Raw genomic sequence first — 16,224 nt, 5'->3', positions numbered from 1 at the left:
TGGATCCTGACTTTCGTCAGGATGACGGAGCGTTGGTAGCGCGCGTTGCGGCCGGGCTAAACGCCGTCTGGAAGCCGCCTAGAACTCGACGCCGGCTTGCGCCTTTACCCCGGACCGGAACGGGTGTTTCACCTGCGTCATCTCGGTGACCAGATCGGCCATTTCGATCAGTGCATCCGGCGCATTTCGCCCGGTCACGACGACGTGAGTCATCTCGGGTTTGGCGGCCAGCGCTGCCAGCACTTCGTCGACCGGCAGATAGTCGTAGCGCAGCACGATGTTCAGTTCGTCCGCCACCACCATCGCATAGGACGGGTCGGCGATCATGCGCTTGACCTCGTCCCACGCCTCGCGCGCCACCGCGATGTCGCGGGCACGGTCCTGCGTGTCCCAGGTGAAGCCCTCGCCCATCGGCTTGAACTCGCACAAATCGGGGAACGCGTCGAAGATCGCCTTCTCGCCGGTCGCCATCGCACCCTTCACGAACTGGACGACGCCCACCTTGCGTCCATGGCCGAGCATCCGCACAGCCATCCCGAACGCGGCAGTCGACTTGCCCTTGCCGGCGCCGGTGTGGACGATGATCAGCCCCTTCTCGATCGTCTTGCTCGCGACGATCCGGTCATGGACTTCCTTGCGCTTGGCGCTCTTGGCATTCTGCTCGTCGTCGGTCCGCATGGTCATGTCCTCTTTTGCTCCCGCCCCTGCGCCCGATGGCGGATCACGGCGCGCGGCGCTAGAGCATCCCTCATGCTCCGCATCACCGACCTCAAGCTGCCGCTCAATCATGCCGACGAAGCGCTCCCCGCCGCAATCCGCGACCGCCTGCGCGTCACCCCGCGCGACCTGATCCGCTACACCGTCGCCAGGCGGGCGCACGACGCACGCGACAAGATGGACATTCAACTGGTCTATTCGGTCGACGTCACGCTGAAGAACGAGGACACCGTCCTCACGCGCTTTCGCAAGGATCGCTACATCCAGCGCACGCCGGATACGGGGTATCGGTTCGTCACCAAGGGCGGCGCGAGCTACACAGGTCCGCGCCCGGTGGTCGTCGGCGCAGGCCCCTGCGGATTGTTCGCCGGCCTGATCCTGGCGCAGATGGGGTTCCGCCCGATCATCCTGGACCGCGGCAAGGTCGTTCGTGAACGTACCAAGGACACCTGGGGGCTCTGGCGCAAAAGCGTCCTCAACCCCGAGTCCAACGTCCAGTTCGGCGAGGGCGGTGCGGGCACGTTTTCCGACGGCAAGCTCTGGAGCCAGATCAAGGACCCGCGCCACCTTGGCCGCAAGGTCCTGACCGAGTTCGTCAAGGCCGGCGCGCCCCCGGAAATCCTGACCGAAGCGCACCCGCATATCGGCACGTTCCGCCTCGTCACGATGGTCGAGAGCATGCGCGAGACGATCGAGGCGCTCGGCGGCGAATACCGCTTCTCGACGCGGGTCGACGGTCTCGATGTCGCCACTGAGGGCGGCGTGCGCCAATTGCGCGGTCTCCACCTCAGCACCGGCGACTATCTCGAAGCCAACCACGTCGTCTTCGCGGTCGGCCACAGCGCGCGTGACACGTTCGAGATGCTCCACGCCAAAGGGGTCCATGTCGAGGCCAAGCCTTTCTCGATCGGGGTCCGCATCGAGCATCCGCAATCGTGGATCGACGAGGCGCGGTTCGGGCCATGCGCGGGCCATCCCGATCTCGGCGCGGCGGCGTACAGCCTGTCGCACCACTGCAAGAACGGCCGCACGGTGTATAGCTTCTGCATGTGCCCGGGCGGCACCGTCGTCGCCGCTACCTCCGAGGAAGGCCGCGTTGCGACCAACGGCATGAGCCAATATTCGCGCAACGAGCGCAACGCGAACTCCGGCATCGTGATCGGGATCGACCCCGAACGTGATTATCCCGGCCACCCGCTCGCGGGCATCGAACTGCAACGCCACTGGGAATCGCGCGCCTATGTCGCCGGCGGGTCGAACTACAAGGCGCCCGCGCAACGCATCGGCGACTTGCTTGCCGGGCGGCCGTCGACCGCGCTGGGTTCGGTGATCCCGTCGTACAAGCCGGGCGTACACATGACCGACCTGTCCGAATGCCTGCCCGACTTCGCAATCACCGCGTTGCGCGAGGCACTGCCCGCATTCGGGCGCGAGATCCCCGGCTATGACCATCCCGACGCGGTCCTGACGGGAGTCGAAACACGAACGTCGTCGCCGGTCCGTATCACGCGCGGCGACGATTTCGTCAGCCTCAACACCGCCGGGCTGTTCCCGGCCGGCGAAGGTGCCGGCTATGCGGGCGGCATCCTGTCCGCGGCGGTCGACGGGATCAAGGTTGCGGAAGCCGTCGCGCTTAGCCTGATTGCATGAACTCCGACCCCGGCCGCCGCCGGGGTGGACATGTTCACGCGGATAGGTGTGGAACCAACCCGGGATAACGGACCACTCACTTTCCCCGATCGGGGCGCGTCTTGATCAGCCAGGCCCGCGGCAATCCCGTAGGTTTCGCCACCCCGTCGAGCCGCCGCGCACTCACCAGCGCCACGCGCTTCAAAATCATCTGATCCTTGAACGCGTCCATCCCGCCGCCGGTCGGCTTGGCGAGGATGCGCTTCACCACGTCCATACCGGCGATGACATGCCCGAATGCCGCATAGCCGGGATACCCCGCGCGCGCATCCATCGCCGGCGCCGGGCCGATCGTTATGAAGAAATTGCCGCCTGCCGAAGCCGGGTTCATGCCCCGCGCCATCGAGATCGTCGCATCGCCGTGCTTGATGCCGGTCATCGCCGTCGTCTCCAGCGGAAACGGTGGCAGGATCCGACGTGCGTCGGTACGGATGCCAGCCTGGATGAACCCGGTCTTCGGCGACGACTTTTGCCGGCTCGCACGATAGAAATCGGTCCCGTCGAAACGTCCGTCATCGACATATTCGAGGAAGTTCTGGGTCGTCTTGGGCGCATGCCGCGCGTCGAGCGCCAGCAGGATCGGACCCTCCGACGTGACGAGGCGGACGCGCACGATCCCCGGTTTGGCCACCGACGTGACGCGCGACGCAGGTTCCGCGAAGACCGAGGCCGCGATGCCGACTGCTCCGGCCAATCCCATGAGAAAACGGCGCATGTTGGTCATTCCTTTAGCGGCTGATCGAGGCCCGCTAACCGCCAAGCGAGGCCGACGCAACATCGGCTGGCTCAAGGCATCCTGTCCGACGGCGACGCGCTCTTGAATTTACCCTCCAAGCCGGCCAACTCTCGACCGTCCCTACCCATAAGAGCGCCGTAACAGCACATGACCGACGAAACCGTTCCAGCCGCCGATACCCAGCCTTCCGATACGGAGCACGGCGAAACCCACGCTTTCGAAGCGGACGTTTCGCGTTTGCTGCATATGATGGTGCATTCGGTCTATTCGGATAAGACCGTTTTCCTGCGCGAGCTGATTTCGAATGCTGCCGATGCTTGCGAGAAGCTGCGTTACGAGGCGTTGAGCGCGCCCGAATTGCTGGGTGCAGAAACGGTCGGGGGCGATGCCCGCACGCAGATCGCGATCACGCTCGATCCCGAGGCCAAGACGCTGACGATCGAGGACAACGGAATCGGCATGACCGCCGACGACATGGCCGAGGCGCTCGGTACGATCGCACGGTCGGGCACCAAGGCCTTCATGGACCGCATCGCCGCGTCCGCCGGATCGGACGGCGCGCAGTTGATCGGCCAGTTCGGCGTTGGGTTCTACTCCGCGTTCATGGTCGCATCGAAGGTCGATGTTGTGTCGCGCCGCGCCGGTGCCGATACTGCGTCGGTCTGGTCGTCGGACGGCCTCGGGACCTACACAATCGCGCCGGTCGACACCGCCGAGGCGCCGTCCCGCGGCACCCGCGTCGTGCTGCATCTGCTTGAGGACGCATCGTCCTATACCGAGCGCTACACCGTCGAGCGGTTGATCAACGACCAGTCGGGTCACGTCCCCGTCCCCATCACGCTGCGCGAAACGCCCGATGCCGAGCCGGTCGAGATCGCCGACGGGGCGGCGCTCTGGACCAAGCCCAAGTCCGAGATCACGGCGGACGACTATGCCGACTTCTATCGCAGCGTCTCGGGCCAGTTCGACGAGCCGGCATTGACACTCCACTACCGCGCGGAAGGGCTGCACGAATATTCGGTGCTCGCCTATGTCCCCGGCGCCAAGCCGTTCGACCTGTTCGATCCCGATCGTAATGGCCGCATGAAGTTGTACGTGAAGCGCGTCTTCATCACCGATGATGCGGACGTCCTGCCGCGCTACCTGCGCTTCATGCGCGGGCTGGTGGATTCGTCCGACCTGCCGCTGAACGTCTCGCGCGAGATGATCCAGGAAAGCCCGATGCTCGCCGCGATCCGTAAGGGTGTGACCGGGCGCGTGCTCGGCGAACTCGACAAGGTCGCGACGCGCGATCCGGAAGCCTATGCCAAGATCTGGGAGAATTTCGGCGCGGTCCTAAAGGAGGGGCTGTACGAGGATTTCGAACGTCGCGAACCGTTGCTGAAGCTCGCGCGCTTCAAGACGACCACGTCCGGCGGGGCATGGCGTTCGGTCGCGGACTATGTCGCGGCGATGAAGGACAACCAGACCGCGATCTACTACGCGGTCGGCACCGATCTCGACCGTCTCGAAGCATCGCCGCAGCTCGAAGGGTTCCGCGCGCGCGGGATCGAAGTGCTGTTGCTGCCGGACTCGGTCGACGGGTTCTGGGTGACCGCGGGCATCGATCATGACGGCAAGCCGTTCAAGTCGGTGACGCAGGGCGCCGCGGATCTGAGCCTGATCCCGCTTGCCGATGGCGCCACCGCGCCGACCGCCGACGCCACGCCGGAGGTCGCCGACTTCATCGCGTTCGTGAAGACCACGCTTGCCGATGCCGTATCGGAAGTGCGCGCATCGGAGCGTCTGACCGACAGCGCGGTCTGCCTCGTCGCGGCGGACAGCGGCATGGACCGCCAGCTCGAGCGGATCCTTGCCGCCAGCGGTCAGGCGATGCCCGCCGCCAAGCCGGTGCTGGAGATCAACCCGCGCTCGGCGCTGATCGCCAGGCTTGCTGCGCTTGGCGAGGACGAGACGGCGTTGCGCGAGGATGCCGCGCATCTGCTGTTCGACGAGGCGCAGATCGCCGATGGCGAGCGTCCGCTCGACGCCCGTGCCTTCTCCGCCCGGCTTTCACGCCTTTTCACGCGCGCGCTGGGCTGAGCGTTCCCGACCACGGTTCCGCGGATTTGCGGAACCGTGGTCCAACGACTACCCCCCGTTCCGAAGACGAGGAGCAGGACATGTCGCCCATTCTAGATCGCCGCCAGATGCTGACCGGCGGCGCGGCCATTGCCGGGCTGTCGCTCGGCTCGACCGCCGCGTTCGCGCAGAGCGACCGGATCGAGAGCCTGATCGCGAAGATGACGCCGGCCGAGAAAGCCGGCCAGCTCAGCTGCTTCTCGGATCAGATCCGCCCGATCGGCGTGCCGTTCAACCCCGGCCTCGCAAGCGGCGGTGCGGCCGAACAGATCGCGCGGATCAGGACCGGGCAGATCGGCATGCTGTTCAACGGCGTCGGCTATGCCGGTGCCAAGGCCGCGCAGGACGCGGCGATGGCGACCCGGCTCAAGATCCCGCTGATCTTTGCCGGCGACGTGATCCACGGCCTGCGCACCGCCTACCCACTGCCGATCGCAGAGGCCTGCGCATTCGATCCGGACCTCGCCGAACGCACCGCACGCGCTGCTGCGTTGGAAACCACCGCGCTCGGCATTCACTGGACCTTCGCGCCGATGGTCGATGTTGCGCGCGACCAGCGGTGGGGACGCGTCGCGGAAGGGTCTGGCGAAGATCCCTATCTCGGCATTCAGCTGGCCAAGGCGCGTGTCCGCGGCTTCCAGGGAAACGACCTTCGCGACCCGACGCGGGTGGCGGCGTGCGCCAAGCATTTCGCCGCCTATGGCGCGGTCTCAGGCGGTCAGGATTACAACTTCACCGAGATCTCGCCGGCTACGCTGCACGAGGTCCACCTCGCGCCGTTCAAGGCGGCGGTCGATGCCGGTGTCGCGACGTTGATGAGCGCGTTCAACGATATCGACGGCGTTCCTGCCAGCGGCAACCGCTGGCTGATGACCGACCTGCTGCGCGGCGAGTGGCGGTTTCGCGGGATGGTCGTCGGCGACTATACCGCGGACGAGGAACTGATCGCGCATGGCTATGCCAAGGATGGCCGCGACGCCGCCAAGAAGGCGTTCATGGCCGGCATGGACATGGCCATGCAGTCGAACCTGTTCAATCTATGGCTGCCCGACCTGGTCGAGAAGAGCGAGGTCCCGCTCGCGCGGCTCGACGAAGGAGTCCGCCGCGTCCTGCATCTGAAGGAGGCGCTCGGGCTGTTCGACAACCCTTATCGCTCGGTCAGTCGCAAGGCGGAGCGCACGAGCGTGTCGACGCCGGCGATGCTGAAGCTCAGTCGCGAGGCCGGCGCGCGGTCTATCGTGCTGTTGAAGAACGACGGCGACCTGTTGCCCCTGAAGCGGAACCCTGGCCGGATCGCGCTGATCGGACCGTTCGCCGAAGATCGCAAGAACGTCGTCGGCACCTGGGCGTTCATGGCCGACGAAAAGCTCAACGTCTCGATCGCGGACGGCCTGCGCGCGCGCGGGCTGAACGTCACGATCGCTCAGGGATCGGACATCGAAGCCGCCCTGCCCGGCGGGATCGCCACCGCTGTCGCCGCCGCGCAAGCCGCCGACATCGTCCTGCTCGCGGTCGGCGAATCGCAGCTCATGTCGGGCGAGGCGCAGTCCCGCACCGAGATCACGGTCCCGGCCCCGCAGATGGCGCTCGCCGAGGCCGTCGCCGCGACCGGCAAGCCCGTCATCGTGCTGCTCCGCCACGGCCGCGCGCTAGCCCTGCACGGCGCGGTCAAGGATGCGCCGGCGATCCTGGCGACGTGGTTCCTAGGCTCCGAAAGCGGTCATGCGATCGCCGATGTCCTGTTCGGCGACGTCAACCCGTCCGCCAAACTGTCCGCCAGCTTCCCAAATGAAAGCGGCCAGGAGCCGTATTTCTACAACCACAAGAACACCGGTCGCCCGGCGCCGGAGACGGGCAGTCAGGAGTACAAGTCGCGCTACCGCGAAACCAAGAACGACGCGCTCTACCCGTTCGGCCATGGCCTGAGCTACACCCGTTTCCAGGTCTCGGACGTGGCGGTCCCGCCGCGCATGACCGACACGCTCGTCGTGTCCGCCACCGTCACCAACACCGGCGCGGGGGCGGGCGACGAGGTGGTGCAGCTCTATATCCACGACCGCGTCGCGAGCCGGACGCGACCGGTCCGCGAACTGAAAGGGTTCGCGCGTGTCTCGCTGGCGCCTGGAGCTTCGAAACGCGTGGCGCTCTCGCTCAAGCGCGAGGATCTGCGCTTCTGGGGTGACGGCGATTGGGTGGTCGAGCCGGGCTTGTTCGACCTTTGGGTTGCCACCAGTTCGATCGACGGCGAGCGGCAAAGCTTCGAGCTCGTTTAGCTCCCGATCGCGCGTGCTCGGGAGGAAATACCGCTACATCCGTACGACTTGCGTACCGATACGTTCGGCTTCCTCCGGGTCGTGCGTGACCATCAGTATCGGGAGCTTGAGAACGTCGCGGACATGCTCGATCGCCAGCATGATCTCCTCACGGCGGCCACGATCGAGCGACGACAGCGGCTCGTCGAGCAACAGGAAGCGCGGCTGGCTGAGCAGCGCGCGGCCGATCGCGACGCGCTGCGCTTCGCCGCCCGATAAGGTGCGCGGCCAGCGTTCGAGCAGATGGCCGATGCCGAGGAAGCCGATACGGTCCTCGAACTCAGGCGTGTCGCGCGCTGCGCCGTAGAGAAGGTTCGCCCGCACGCGAAGGTGCGGGAACAAGCGCGCTTCCTGGAAGACATAGCCAGCACGGCGGCGCTCGGGAGGAACGTCGATGCCGTCGCCGAACAACGTCTCGCCGGCGACCACGATCCGGCCACGATCGGGGCGGAGCAGCCCGGCGACCATGTTCAGGACGCTCGATTTGCCGACGCCGGACGGGCCGAACAGAACCGTCGCCCCCTCGCCCGCATCGAGCGTCAGCGACACCCGCGCATCGCCGAGGCGTTTGTCGATATCGATCTCAAAGGACATGGAGGCCCCGGCCGGCGCGGCGCGTCAACAGTTCGGACGCGATCAGGGCGACGAGCGACAGGCCCACGGATACGCACGACAAGCGCCACACCAGCGCATCCGCCCCCGGCTGCTGCAACGCCGAATAGATCGCGAGCGGTAAGGTCTGAGTCTCACCCGGAACGTTGGAGACGAACGTAATGGTCGCGCCGAACTCGCCGATCGACCGCGCGAAGCCGAGCACCGCGCCGGCCAGCACGCCGGGGATGCTGAGCGGCAATGTCAGCGTCCAGAAGACGCGCCACGGCCCTGCGCCTAGCGTCCGCGCGGCGTTCTCCAGTCGCCGGTCGACCGCCTCGATCGAGATCCGCATCGCGCGCACCATCAGCGGCAGTGCCATCACGCCTGCCGCGATCGCCGCCCCCGTCCAGCGAAACAGCACCGTCACGCCGAACCAGTCCTGCAGCCACGCGCCGACCGGTCCCCGCGGGCCGAACGCGAGCAGCAACAGCCAGCCGGTGACGACCGGCGGCACGACCAGCGGCAGATGGATCGCCGCATCGACGATCACCTTGCCCAGAAAGGACACGCGCGCGAGCAGCCACGCCAGCGCGAACGCGACCGGCAACGTCACCAGCATCGCCATGCCGCCGACCTTCAGCGACAGTGCGACGATTCCCCATTCGGTGGCATCGAGCATCTAGCGCGCGGAGAATCCGTAGCGCACGAAGATCGCCTTGCCCTCGCGCGAGACGAGGAAACGGCGGAACGCCTCCGCTGCGGGGTTGGTCGACGCTTTCAACCGCGCGATCGGATAGGTGATGGCGGGGTGCGTGGCCTCGGGGAAAACGCCTGCGATCCGGACCTTCGCGGATGCCTTCGCGTCGGTAGCGTAGACGATCCCGAGCGGCGCCGCGCCGCGCTCGACCAGCGCCAGGGTCGCACGGACATTTTCCGCGCGCACGACCTTCGGCGAGACCTGCGCCCAAACGCCCAGCTTCTCAAGCGACGCCTGGCCGTATTTGCCCGCCGGCACTGCGGTGTCCGCCATCGCCAGCGGCCCGGCGGTCAACACCCGGACGAGCGCGGCGGGTGGGCGCACGGGGATACGCACCGTGCTGCCCGCGGGTGCTGCGACCACCAGGCGATTGCCGAGGAAGGTCACGCGGGTCGTGGCGACGATCAGGTTCTTCGTCGCGAGTTCGTTCATCCAGCCTTCGTCGGCGGAGACGAACAGATCGGCAGGTGCGCCCGCCTCGACCTGCCGCGCGAGCGCCGACGACGCGGCGAACGAGATGGTCGGCTTGGCGTGGCCTTTCTTCGCCCAGGCGTCAGCGGCGGCGGTCAGCGATTCCTGCAACGACGCCGCAGCCAGCACGAGCGGCGGACTCTGCGCAAACCCAGCCCCGCTGGCCAGGCCTGCCGGGATCGCCAGCGTCACCATCCAAAACCGCATTATCTCAATCCCACAATTTCAACCTATCAATGGCCAAGTGACACGGTAACGCCGCACGCGGCAAGGCGTTGCCCGTTAGTTCGCCGTTACCCTGCCCGTCCGCGCCAGCTTGCCCCAGCCGACCAGCGGACCGCGCAAAGCCTGCGCGATCGCTTTGAGGACGACATAGTACATAACCTGACGATAGCCGATCCGTTGCGGAATGAGCAGCCAGAGCAGACGCCACCGCTCCTTGCGCTCCAGTGCGAACGCGATCGTCGCGGCAAGCAGATCGATCGCTGTGAAGATCAGCCAATAGGCCAGCATCGTGTAGACGTCGTGGCTCGTCTGCTCCCAGCCATGCGCCTGCACCGCAACATAGGTCGAGGCGAAGCTGATCAGCAGCGCGAGATCGATGATCGGCGAGATCGACGCGAGGATGATCTGGAACACGATCGCCTGCGGCAAGCCAACCCAGCCGAGCCCGCGCGGATGCGACCGGCCGATCGCCGTGCGGTGCTTGTAGAGGCATTGCAACGTCCCGAACGCCCAGCGGAAGCGCTGTTTCGCCAGTGCGCGGATCGTCTCGGGCGCTTCGGTCCAGGCGACCGCGAACTGGTCGTACTGCACGCTCCAGCCATGCCGCTGGATCGCGATCGTCAGGTCCTGATCCTCGGCGAGGGTGTCGTCGGGATAGCCGCCGACGCTGCGGATCGCTTCGAGCCGCCACGCGCCGACCGCACCCGGCACCACGGTCATCGCGTTCAGCCGGGCAAGTGCACGCCGTTCGAGATTCTGCGCGGTGATGTATTCGAGCGCCTGCCATCTGGTGATCAGGTTGACGCGGTTGCCGACCTTGGCATTCCCGGCGACCGCACCCAGCTTCGGATCGACGAACCACCGGGCAAGCCGCGCGATCGTCATCGGCTCGAACTGCGTATCTGCGTCCAGGGCGATCACGATCTCGCCACGGGCCAGTTCGAGCCCGCGGTTGAGGGCGCGCGCCTTGCCCCCGTTATCCAGCGTCAGCAGGCGGACACGATCGTCATTTGCGAACGCTTCCGATACGACGCGGCTGGTGCCATCGCTCGATCCGTCGTCGATCACGATCACCTCGATCGCGACGTCGGTCGAGGCAAGTACGCCCTCCACCGCGCGGACGATCACGCGTTCCTCGTTGAATGCCGGGATCATCACCGTCACGAACCGTGACGGATCGATCGGCGGAAACACGGTCTTCAACTCTCGTCGCGCCTGCATCAGTGCGAGTGCCGACAAGGCCAGGGCGCGCATGATGCCGATCGTGATCGCGATCCCGAAAATCCAGCGCAGGGCGACGATCATCCAGCCGAGCGTGGTGAACATGGCGAGATCCGCCACCGCGGCGACGCGATCGCTCGACGAAATGACAGGCATCGCTTGGTTGCGCGAAAGCCCCGCCAGTGTCGATACGGGCACGAAGCTGTAGCCCATCGCGCGCAATCGCTCGATGATGATCGGCAGCGCGGCAACGGTCTGGGCACGGTTGCCGCCGGCGTCGTGGAGCAGGATGACGTTGCCGCTGCGCTCGGGATTGCCCGCCTCGACGCCGGCGATCGTCCGGTCGATGATCGCCTGCACGCCCGGCCGTTTCCAGTCGTCGGGATCGACGTGGAGGCCGACCGAGATATAGCCGCGCTGCTGCGCTTCCAGCGCGGGAACGATTTCGTCGGCGGTGCTCGGCTCGGCGTCGCCGAAATAGGGCGCGCGGAACAGCCGGAACGAGCGCCCGGTAAACGCCTGGAACAGCCGCTGCGTGGTGTTCAGTTCATACTTTACCTGTCGCTGCGAAACGTTGGCGAGGTTGGGATGCGTATAGGTATGGCTGCCGATCTCATGCCCCTCGTTCACCATGCGCTCGAGCAGCGACCGCTCGGTCAGCGCATTCTCGCCGACGACGAAAAACGTCGCCGGCACTTGTTCGCGCTTGAGGATGTCAAGGATCTGCGGCGTCCATTCGGAATCGGGCCCGTCGTCGAACGTCAGCGCGAGTTGCTTCGGGCGATAGCCGGTCCGGACCACGACATAGGGTGACGGCATCCGCGTGAATTTCACGTCGGCGATCGTACCGTCCTTTGCCGGCACCGCGTCGCGAATGCCGGTGACGGGCTCGGCCGCGATCTTCAGAATCTCGCCGCTGCCCTCGATATCGACGTTGGTGCCGGCGGGCATCTTGTCGATCGAATCGGGTACCGGGAGCTTGCGGTGATTGCGTCCCCAGATCGACCAGAGGCCGGGATCCTCCGACCCCAGCCGCCACAGCGCGACGCTGCCCAAGCCCGCCTTTTGCAGGAACGCAATCTGGTTGTAGGCTGAGGCGGCATCGAGCAGCCAGACCTGGTGCTTCACGCCGCCCTGGGAATAGGCGAAGCTGCTGTTGCCGCTGGCCTTGTCGAAGGTCGGCATCATGCCCGAGTCCGCCGCGTTCTGCCACGCTTCCTCGACGTCGAGCGCGTCGCCGTTGCCGCTCTCGGCGCCAGCGTGCCAGTCATAGGCGTAGGAGCCGATCGCAACGACCAGCTTCGACGGCGGAATGCCGCGCGCTGCATCGGCGACCATGTGCGCGAACCAGCGCTGCGACGCGATGGGACCGGGCGTGCCGCTCGTCTCATGCTCGTCATACGTCATCAGGAAGATCTTGTCGGTCACCTTGGCATAGGCGGGCAGGTTCCAGTCGGGGTTGGCAACCGGCGCGGCGATCGCGACGGCCCAACCCCGCGGCGCAAACCGTGCGCGCGTCTCGGCGAGGAACGTGCGGTAGTCGGCTTGCGCCGATGCCGGCAGATTCTCGAAATCGTAGAACACACCGCCTGCGTGGTTCGCGCTGAGGAACGGCACCAGCTTGTCCAGGAATGCGCTGCGGGCCTTCGGATCCGCGAACAGCGCGGCGCTGCCCGCGCCGTCCCAGTCCCCGTCGACCGCGTTCTGCACCATCGGCAGGATCACCGGCCGGTGGACCGCCTTGTTGAGGATGTCGCGTGCCGGCTGATCGCGAAACACGGTGATCCGGTGATCCGCGCCGGTGATCGACACCCAGCCGGGGATCAGCCAGTCGAGCTGTTCGACGTGCCGCGCGAGGCTGGCCGTGCTCGCCACGTCCCACGGCACGTGGAAGGCGATAGCAAGCGGCGGGTTCGCGCCGTTACCGACGCCTGGCCTGGCCGCGCTCGTCCCGAAGAGCTGCTTGGCATAGTAATCGAGGTCGCGGCGGGTCTCGCGGAGGATACCGCCGCGCGGTGCCGGCAGCTTGTGGAGTGCGGGGTGTTCGGGCTCGATCGGCAGCAGCGGCGCCGTCGGCACTGCGCCGATCGACACCGCGAATACCGCGATCGACAACAGCAGCAATGCGACGAACGTCACGACTGCAAAGGTGAACCGCCGACGCCGGCGGCCGCTTGCATCGTAGAATACGGGATTGAGCGACATCTGAAGAGTATCAACCGACGAAAGGAAAACGGCAAATCGCAATTTCAGGGCGCTACAACGCGTTTTCGGGGGACGCTGCTGACAAATGCGTCACGCGGCCGTGAGGGGTGCATCCTCTCCCGCATGCGGGAGGGGACCGAGGGGGGCACCCGGCCTGAACACGCGCTGTCTTTGGTGATGGCGCGAGCCCACCATCGGCCCCTCCCGCTTGCGGGAGGGGGGAAGGTCAGATCAGCGGAACTTGCCGCTGAGCGATACGCCGATGATCCGCGGTTCGTTGAATACCGCGGCCATGTAGTTCTCGATGACGCCCTTGAGGTTCTTCTCGCCGGTGATGTTGCGCGCGAATACCGCGAGTTCATACGCGTCGTCGGGTGCGGCGTAACCGATCTTCAGGCCACCCTCGAAGTTGCCGTTCGCGGTGAACTCCTTGGTCTTGTAGAGCACAAACTGCGTGTAGCCCTGGATGTTGAAGTCGCCCGCGATGAAGGCGCGACCGCCATTGCCGAGGGGCTGGTCGTAGCGGGCGTTCAGGTCGATATTGTATTCCGGCGCGTTCGGCAGCGGGTTGCCGTCGATCTGCGCGAACGTGTTGGCACCCACCTTGATCGTCGGATCCTCGACCGTGCAGACCACGATGTTGTTCAGGATGCAGACCTGCGCATAGACGTTCTTGTCGCGGATCTTGCTGTGCAAGAGGCTGAGGCCTGCACCCAGCGTCAGGTTCGGTACCGGCTTCCAGTTCGCCTCGGCTTCCATGCCATACGCATCCGCCTTGTCGGCGTTGAACAGCACGCCGTTGCCGTTCACGTCGTTGCCGTTCAGCTGGATATCCTTGACCCGGTAGGCGAAGACCGTCGCGTTCAGGCTCAGCGTGTTGTTCAGCAGGCGGCTCTTCACACCACCCTCCCACGACAGGATCGTCTCCGACTTGGCGGTCGTGAAGTCGGAATTGAACACTGCCGACCGGCCCTGGATCGTCGGTCCGCGGAAGCCTTCGGCGACGCGCGTGTACAAGCTGACGTCCGGGCTCGCCTGATACAACAGGCTCGCATCCCAGCTTGGCTTGGTGGCTTTCAGGGTGACGTCGGTACGGCCGCGATACGTGACGGCGCCGGTTGCCGTGTCCGCGGTCTTGAGCAGTTCCGTGCGCTTCTTGTCCTCGGTGATGCGGCCGCCAACGGTCAGCGTCAGCTTGTCGACCAGCTCATAGCTCAGCTGCCCGAAGCCTGCCCAGGACGTGTTGACGTTGTGCAGGCGGACCCAGTTGTTAGGATTACGCGCCGCCGTCGTCAGGAAGAACCCGCGCTGATAGAAGTCGGTGATGTCGCGAGTGTCGAAATACAGGCCGCCGACCTGCCAGTTGAACCGACCGCCGGGGGTGCCCGCAAGCCGGACTTCCTGCGACCATTGATCGAGATCGCGGATCTGGCCCTGCGACTGGCCGAAGCCGTTCGGCTGACCACCAACCGGGAAGTTCGCGGCCGCACCGCCATCGGTGTCGCCGCGGCTGAAGCCCGAGGTGGTCTCGTACGCGGTGATCGAGGTCAGCGCGGCTGGACCGAAGTCGTAGGTCGCGCGGGCCGAGCCGCCATAGGTGTTGTAGCTCTGCGGGTTGTCGTTACCCTCGTCGTTCGAAACCACGTTGCGGGGTTCGGCCGACACGTCGTTCGAGCCCTTCTTAAGCGCGCCGCGGTGGAACAGCGTCGAGGTGCCGTCATACCAGCGGGCGTGACCCGACAGGTCCAACGTGAACCGCTCGCCAGGCGTAAGGGCAAGCTGAACGCGCACGTTGCGATCGTCGAAGCCGCCCATAGCGTCCTTGCGCGGCGTGGCGGTGTTATCCGCACTGGCGCCGGCGAACGTGTTGTCGACATAGTTCTCGCGGTGCTGGATCAGCGTCGACAGGCGGATCGACAACAGGTCCTTGATCAGCGGGCCGCCGACACCGGCATCAAGGCTGACGCTGTTATAGGAGCCGACCGATGCGGACGCGCGGCTCTCGAAGTCGTTGCTCGGCTTGATCGTGTCGAACTTGATGATACCGGCGGTCGTGTTGCGGCCGAACAGCGACCCTTGAGGCCCGCGCAGCACTTCGACCTGGCGGACATCATAGACCGGGTTCGACTTCAGCACGACATGCTCGAGGATCACGTCGTCCTGGATGATCGTGACCGGCTGCGACGCGCCAAGGTAGAAATCGATGTTGCCGAGGCCGCGGATGTAGAAACGCGGGAAGATGCGGCCGGTGGTCGATTCGACGTACAGGCCGGGCACGCGACCCGACAGCGCGAGCAGCGTGTCGTCGCCGCCGGCGGTGTAGGCGCGCAGTGCATCGCCCGACGCGACGCCGACCGACAGCGGTACTCGCTGGAGGTTCTCGGACCGGCGCTCCGCGGTGACGACGATGTCGCCGAGACCTTCCGCCGGAGCAGCCTGCTCCTGGACCGGTGCCGCGTCTTGCGCGAACGCCGCCGAACCAGCCAGCACCGAACCGAACGCGACGCCGAGCATCAGCGCCGACTTAACGACCGAAATCTTCAAAATTTCATTCCCCAATAATGCGGCGCCGTCCCTGACGACCGGCCGCACATCCCAAGATACAACGTCGCGGCTTGTCCTCGACCGCCCTCCCCGGACGGCTCGACGACGCCTCGCGACGCTCACTCCCCAATCTGGCGGTTAGGCGGCGATTGTGTTAGTATGATGACAGTTGGGTACGGCGTGTTTTCGCGGGCGGCGGTTTGCAGAATAGGGCGATATTTTTGCCGCTGGCGACCGGCCGATACGCTATGCTAGCACCACGTCATGGATTTGCTGATGCGACTCTGGCTGTCGATCAGAGGCTCGGGCTGGTTCGAACCTAGCATGACCGGTGGCATCTTCCCGTTCCCCTTCGCCTGGCAAGCTTGGGCGATCATGGCGGCTTGGATCGTCGCGATCGCGGCAACCGTGGCGCTCCACGGCGAAGCCGCCTGGTTGACGCGGATCATCCTATGCGTCGGCTACATCGCGTTCGGGATCGCGACGTACGAGTGATGGCGGTGGATGCCGATGCGCTGCACCAATCCGGCTGGTGCGGCGTTTGTCCTCTAGAGACACAGGGTAGCATGTTTCCCCGCGAAGGCGGGGATCCAGACTGGGCTCCCGCCTTCGCGGGAGGACAAGGAAGGGCT

At 65.8% G+C, this 16,224-nt stretch carries 11 protein-coding genes; 4 read left to right on the top strand and 7 right to left on the bottom strand.

Going from position 1 to position 16,224, the window contains the following annotated elements:
* Positions 1–78 precede the first annotated feature (78 nt).
* A complete protein-coding gene (cobO, locus tag U1707_RS01180) occupies positions 79–684 on the bottom strand; it encodes a cob(I)yrinic acid a,c-diamide adenosyltransferase (RefSeq protein WP_332798332.1) in 606 nt (201 codons plus the stop codon).
* A 66-nt stretch (positions 685–750) separates the two neighbouring features.
* Between cobO and U1707_RS01175 the strand changes: the two genes are divergently transcribed.
* Entirely contained in the window at positions 751–2,367 is a 1,617-nt protein-coding gene (locus U1707_RS01175) for an NAD(P)/FAD-dependent oxidoreductase (RefSeq protein ID WP_332798331.1), read from the top strand.
* Between the two features lie 76 nt (positions 2,368–2,443).
* On the opposite strand, the gene U1707_RS01170 is transcribed toward U1707_RS01175, so the two are convergent.
* Positions 2,444–3,121, bottom strand: coding sequence for a peptidylprolyl isomerase (locus U1707_RS01170; protein ID WP_332798330.1), 678 nt, complete (start codon positions 3,119–3,121; stop codon positions 2,444–2,446).
* 168 nt (positions 3,122–3,289) lie between these two features.
* Between U1707_RS01170 and htpG the strand changes: the two genes are divergently transcribed.
* Complete coding sequence (gene htpG / locus U1707_RS01165) at positions 3,290–5,224, top strand: molecular chaperone HtpG (RefSeq protein ID WP_332798329.1); 1,935 nt, start codon at positions 3,290–3,292, stop codon at positions 5,222–5,224.
* Between the two features lie 80 nt (positions 5,225–5,304).
* Entirely contained in the window at positions 5,305–7,536 is a 2,232-nt protein-coding gene (locus U1707_RS01160; protein WP_332798328.1) for a glycoside hydrolase family 3 N-terminal domain-containing protein, read from the top strand.
* A gap of 33 nt (positions 7,537–7,569) precedes the next feature.
* On the opposite strand, the gene U1707_RS01155 is transcribed toward U1707_RS01160, so the two are convergent.
* The 5 genes from U1707_RS01155 to U1707_RS01135 form a co-directional block, all read right to left on the bottom strand.
* The gene (locus U1707_RS01155) at positions 7,570–8,169 is read right to left on the bottom strand and encodes an ATP-binding cassette domain-containing protein (protein WP_332798327.1); all 600 of its coding nucleotides are present in this window, start codon (positions 8,167–8,169) and stop codon (positions 7,570–7,572) included.
* Positions 8,159–8,848 (bottom strand): molybdate ABC transporter permease subunit, encoded by a 690-nt coding sequence (modB, locus tag U1707_RS01150; RefSeq protein WP_332798326.1) that lies wholly within the window; start codon positions 8,846–8,848, stop codon positions 8,159–8,161. The genes U1707_RS01155 and modB overlap by 11 nt, the downstream gene beginning before the upstream one ends.
* On the bottom strand, positions 8,849–9,604 hold the full coding sequence (gene modA / locus U1707_RS01145) for a molybdate ABC transporter substrate-binding protein (RefSeq protein ID WP_332798325.1): 756 nt from the start codon (positions 9,602–9,604) through the stop codon (positions 8,849–8,851).
* A 75-nt stretch (positions 9,605–9,679) separates the two neighbouring features.
* The gene (locus U1707_RS01140; protein WP_332798324.1) at positions 9,680–13,048 is read right to left on the bottom strand and encodes a polysaccharide deacetylase family protein; all 3,369 of its coding nucleotides are present in this window, start codon (positions 13,046–13,048) and stop codon (positions 9,680–9,682) included.
* Positions 13,049–13,279: 231 nt separating this feature from the next.
* A complete protein-coding gene (locus U1707_RS01135; protein ID WP_332799016.1) occupies positions 13,280–15,562 on the bottom strand; it encodes a TonB-dependent receptor in 2,283 nt (760 codons plus the stop codon).
* Between the two features lie 306 nt (positions 15,563–15,868).
* On the opposite strand from U1707_RS01135, the gene U1707_RS01130 reads away from it, so the two are divergent.
* Positions 15,869–16,087, top strand: coding sequence for a hypothetical protein (locus U1707_RS01130; protein ID WP_332798323.1), 219 nt, complete (start codon positions 15,869–15,871; stop codon positions 16,085–16,087).
* Positions 16,088–16,224 lie beyond the last annotated feature (137 nt).

The sequence above is a fragment of the Sphingomonas sandaracina genome (assembly GCF_036663695.1).
Lineage (GTDB): Bacteria > Pseudomonadota > Alphaproteobacteria > Sphingomonadales > Sphingomonadaceae > Sphingomonas.
Note: the sequence above shows the minus strand (reverse complement) of the source record. Positions and strands in the feature narration are given on the sequence as shown.

Bases quoted from the DNA above. Each gene is read 5' to 3' on its own strand.
- cobO (WP_332798332.1), bottom strand. From the start codon at position 684: ATGACCATGCGGACCGACGACGAGCAGAATGCCAAGAGCGCCAAGCGC.
- U1707_RS01175 (WP_332798331.1), top strand. From the start codon at position 751: ATGCTCCGCATCACCGACCTCAAGCTGCCGCTCAATCATGCCGACGAA.
- U1707_RS01170 (WP_332798330.1), bottom strand. From the start codon at position 3,121: ATGCGCCGTTTTCTCATGGGATTGGCCGGAGCAGTCGGCATCGCGGCC.
- htpG (WP_332798329.1), top strand. From the start codon at position 3,290: ATGACCGACGAAACCGTTCCAGCCGCCGATACCCAGCCTTCCGATACG.
- U1707_RS01160 (WP_332798328.1), top strand. From the start codon at position 5,305: ATGTCGCCCATTCTAGATCGCCGCCAGATGCTGACCGGCGGCGCGGCC.
- U1707_RS01155 (WP_332798327.1), bottom strand. From the start codon at position 8,169: ATGTCCTTTGAGATCGATATCGACAAACGCCTCGGCGATGCGCGGGTG.
- modB (WP_332798326.1), bottom strand. From the start codon at position 8,848: ATGCTCGATGCCACCGAATGGGGAATCGTCGCACTGTCGCTGAAGGTC.
- modA (WP_332798325.1), bottom strand. From the start codon at position 9,604: ATGCGGTTTTGGATGGTGACGCTGGCGATCCCGGCAGGCCTGGCCAGC.
- U1707_RS01140 (WP_332798324.1), bottom strand. From the start codon at position 13,048: ATGTCGCTCAATCCCGTATTCTACGATGCAAGCGGCCGCCGGCGTCGG.
- U1707_RS01135 (WP_332799016.1), bottom strand. From the start codon at position 15,562: ATGCTCGGCGTCGCGTTCGGTTCGGTGCTGGCTGGTTCGGCGGCGTTC.
- U1707_RS01130 (WP_332798323.1), top strand. From the start codon at position 15,869: ATGCGACTCTGGCTGTCGATCAGAGGCTCGGGCTGGTTCGAACCTAGC.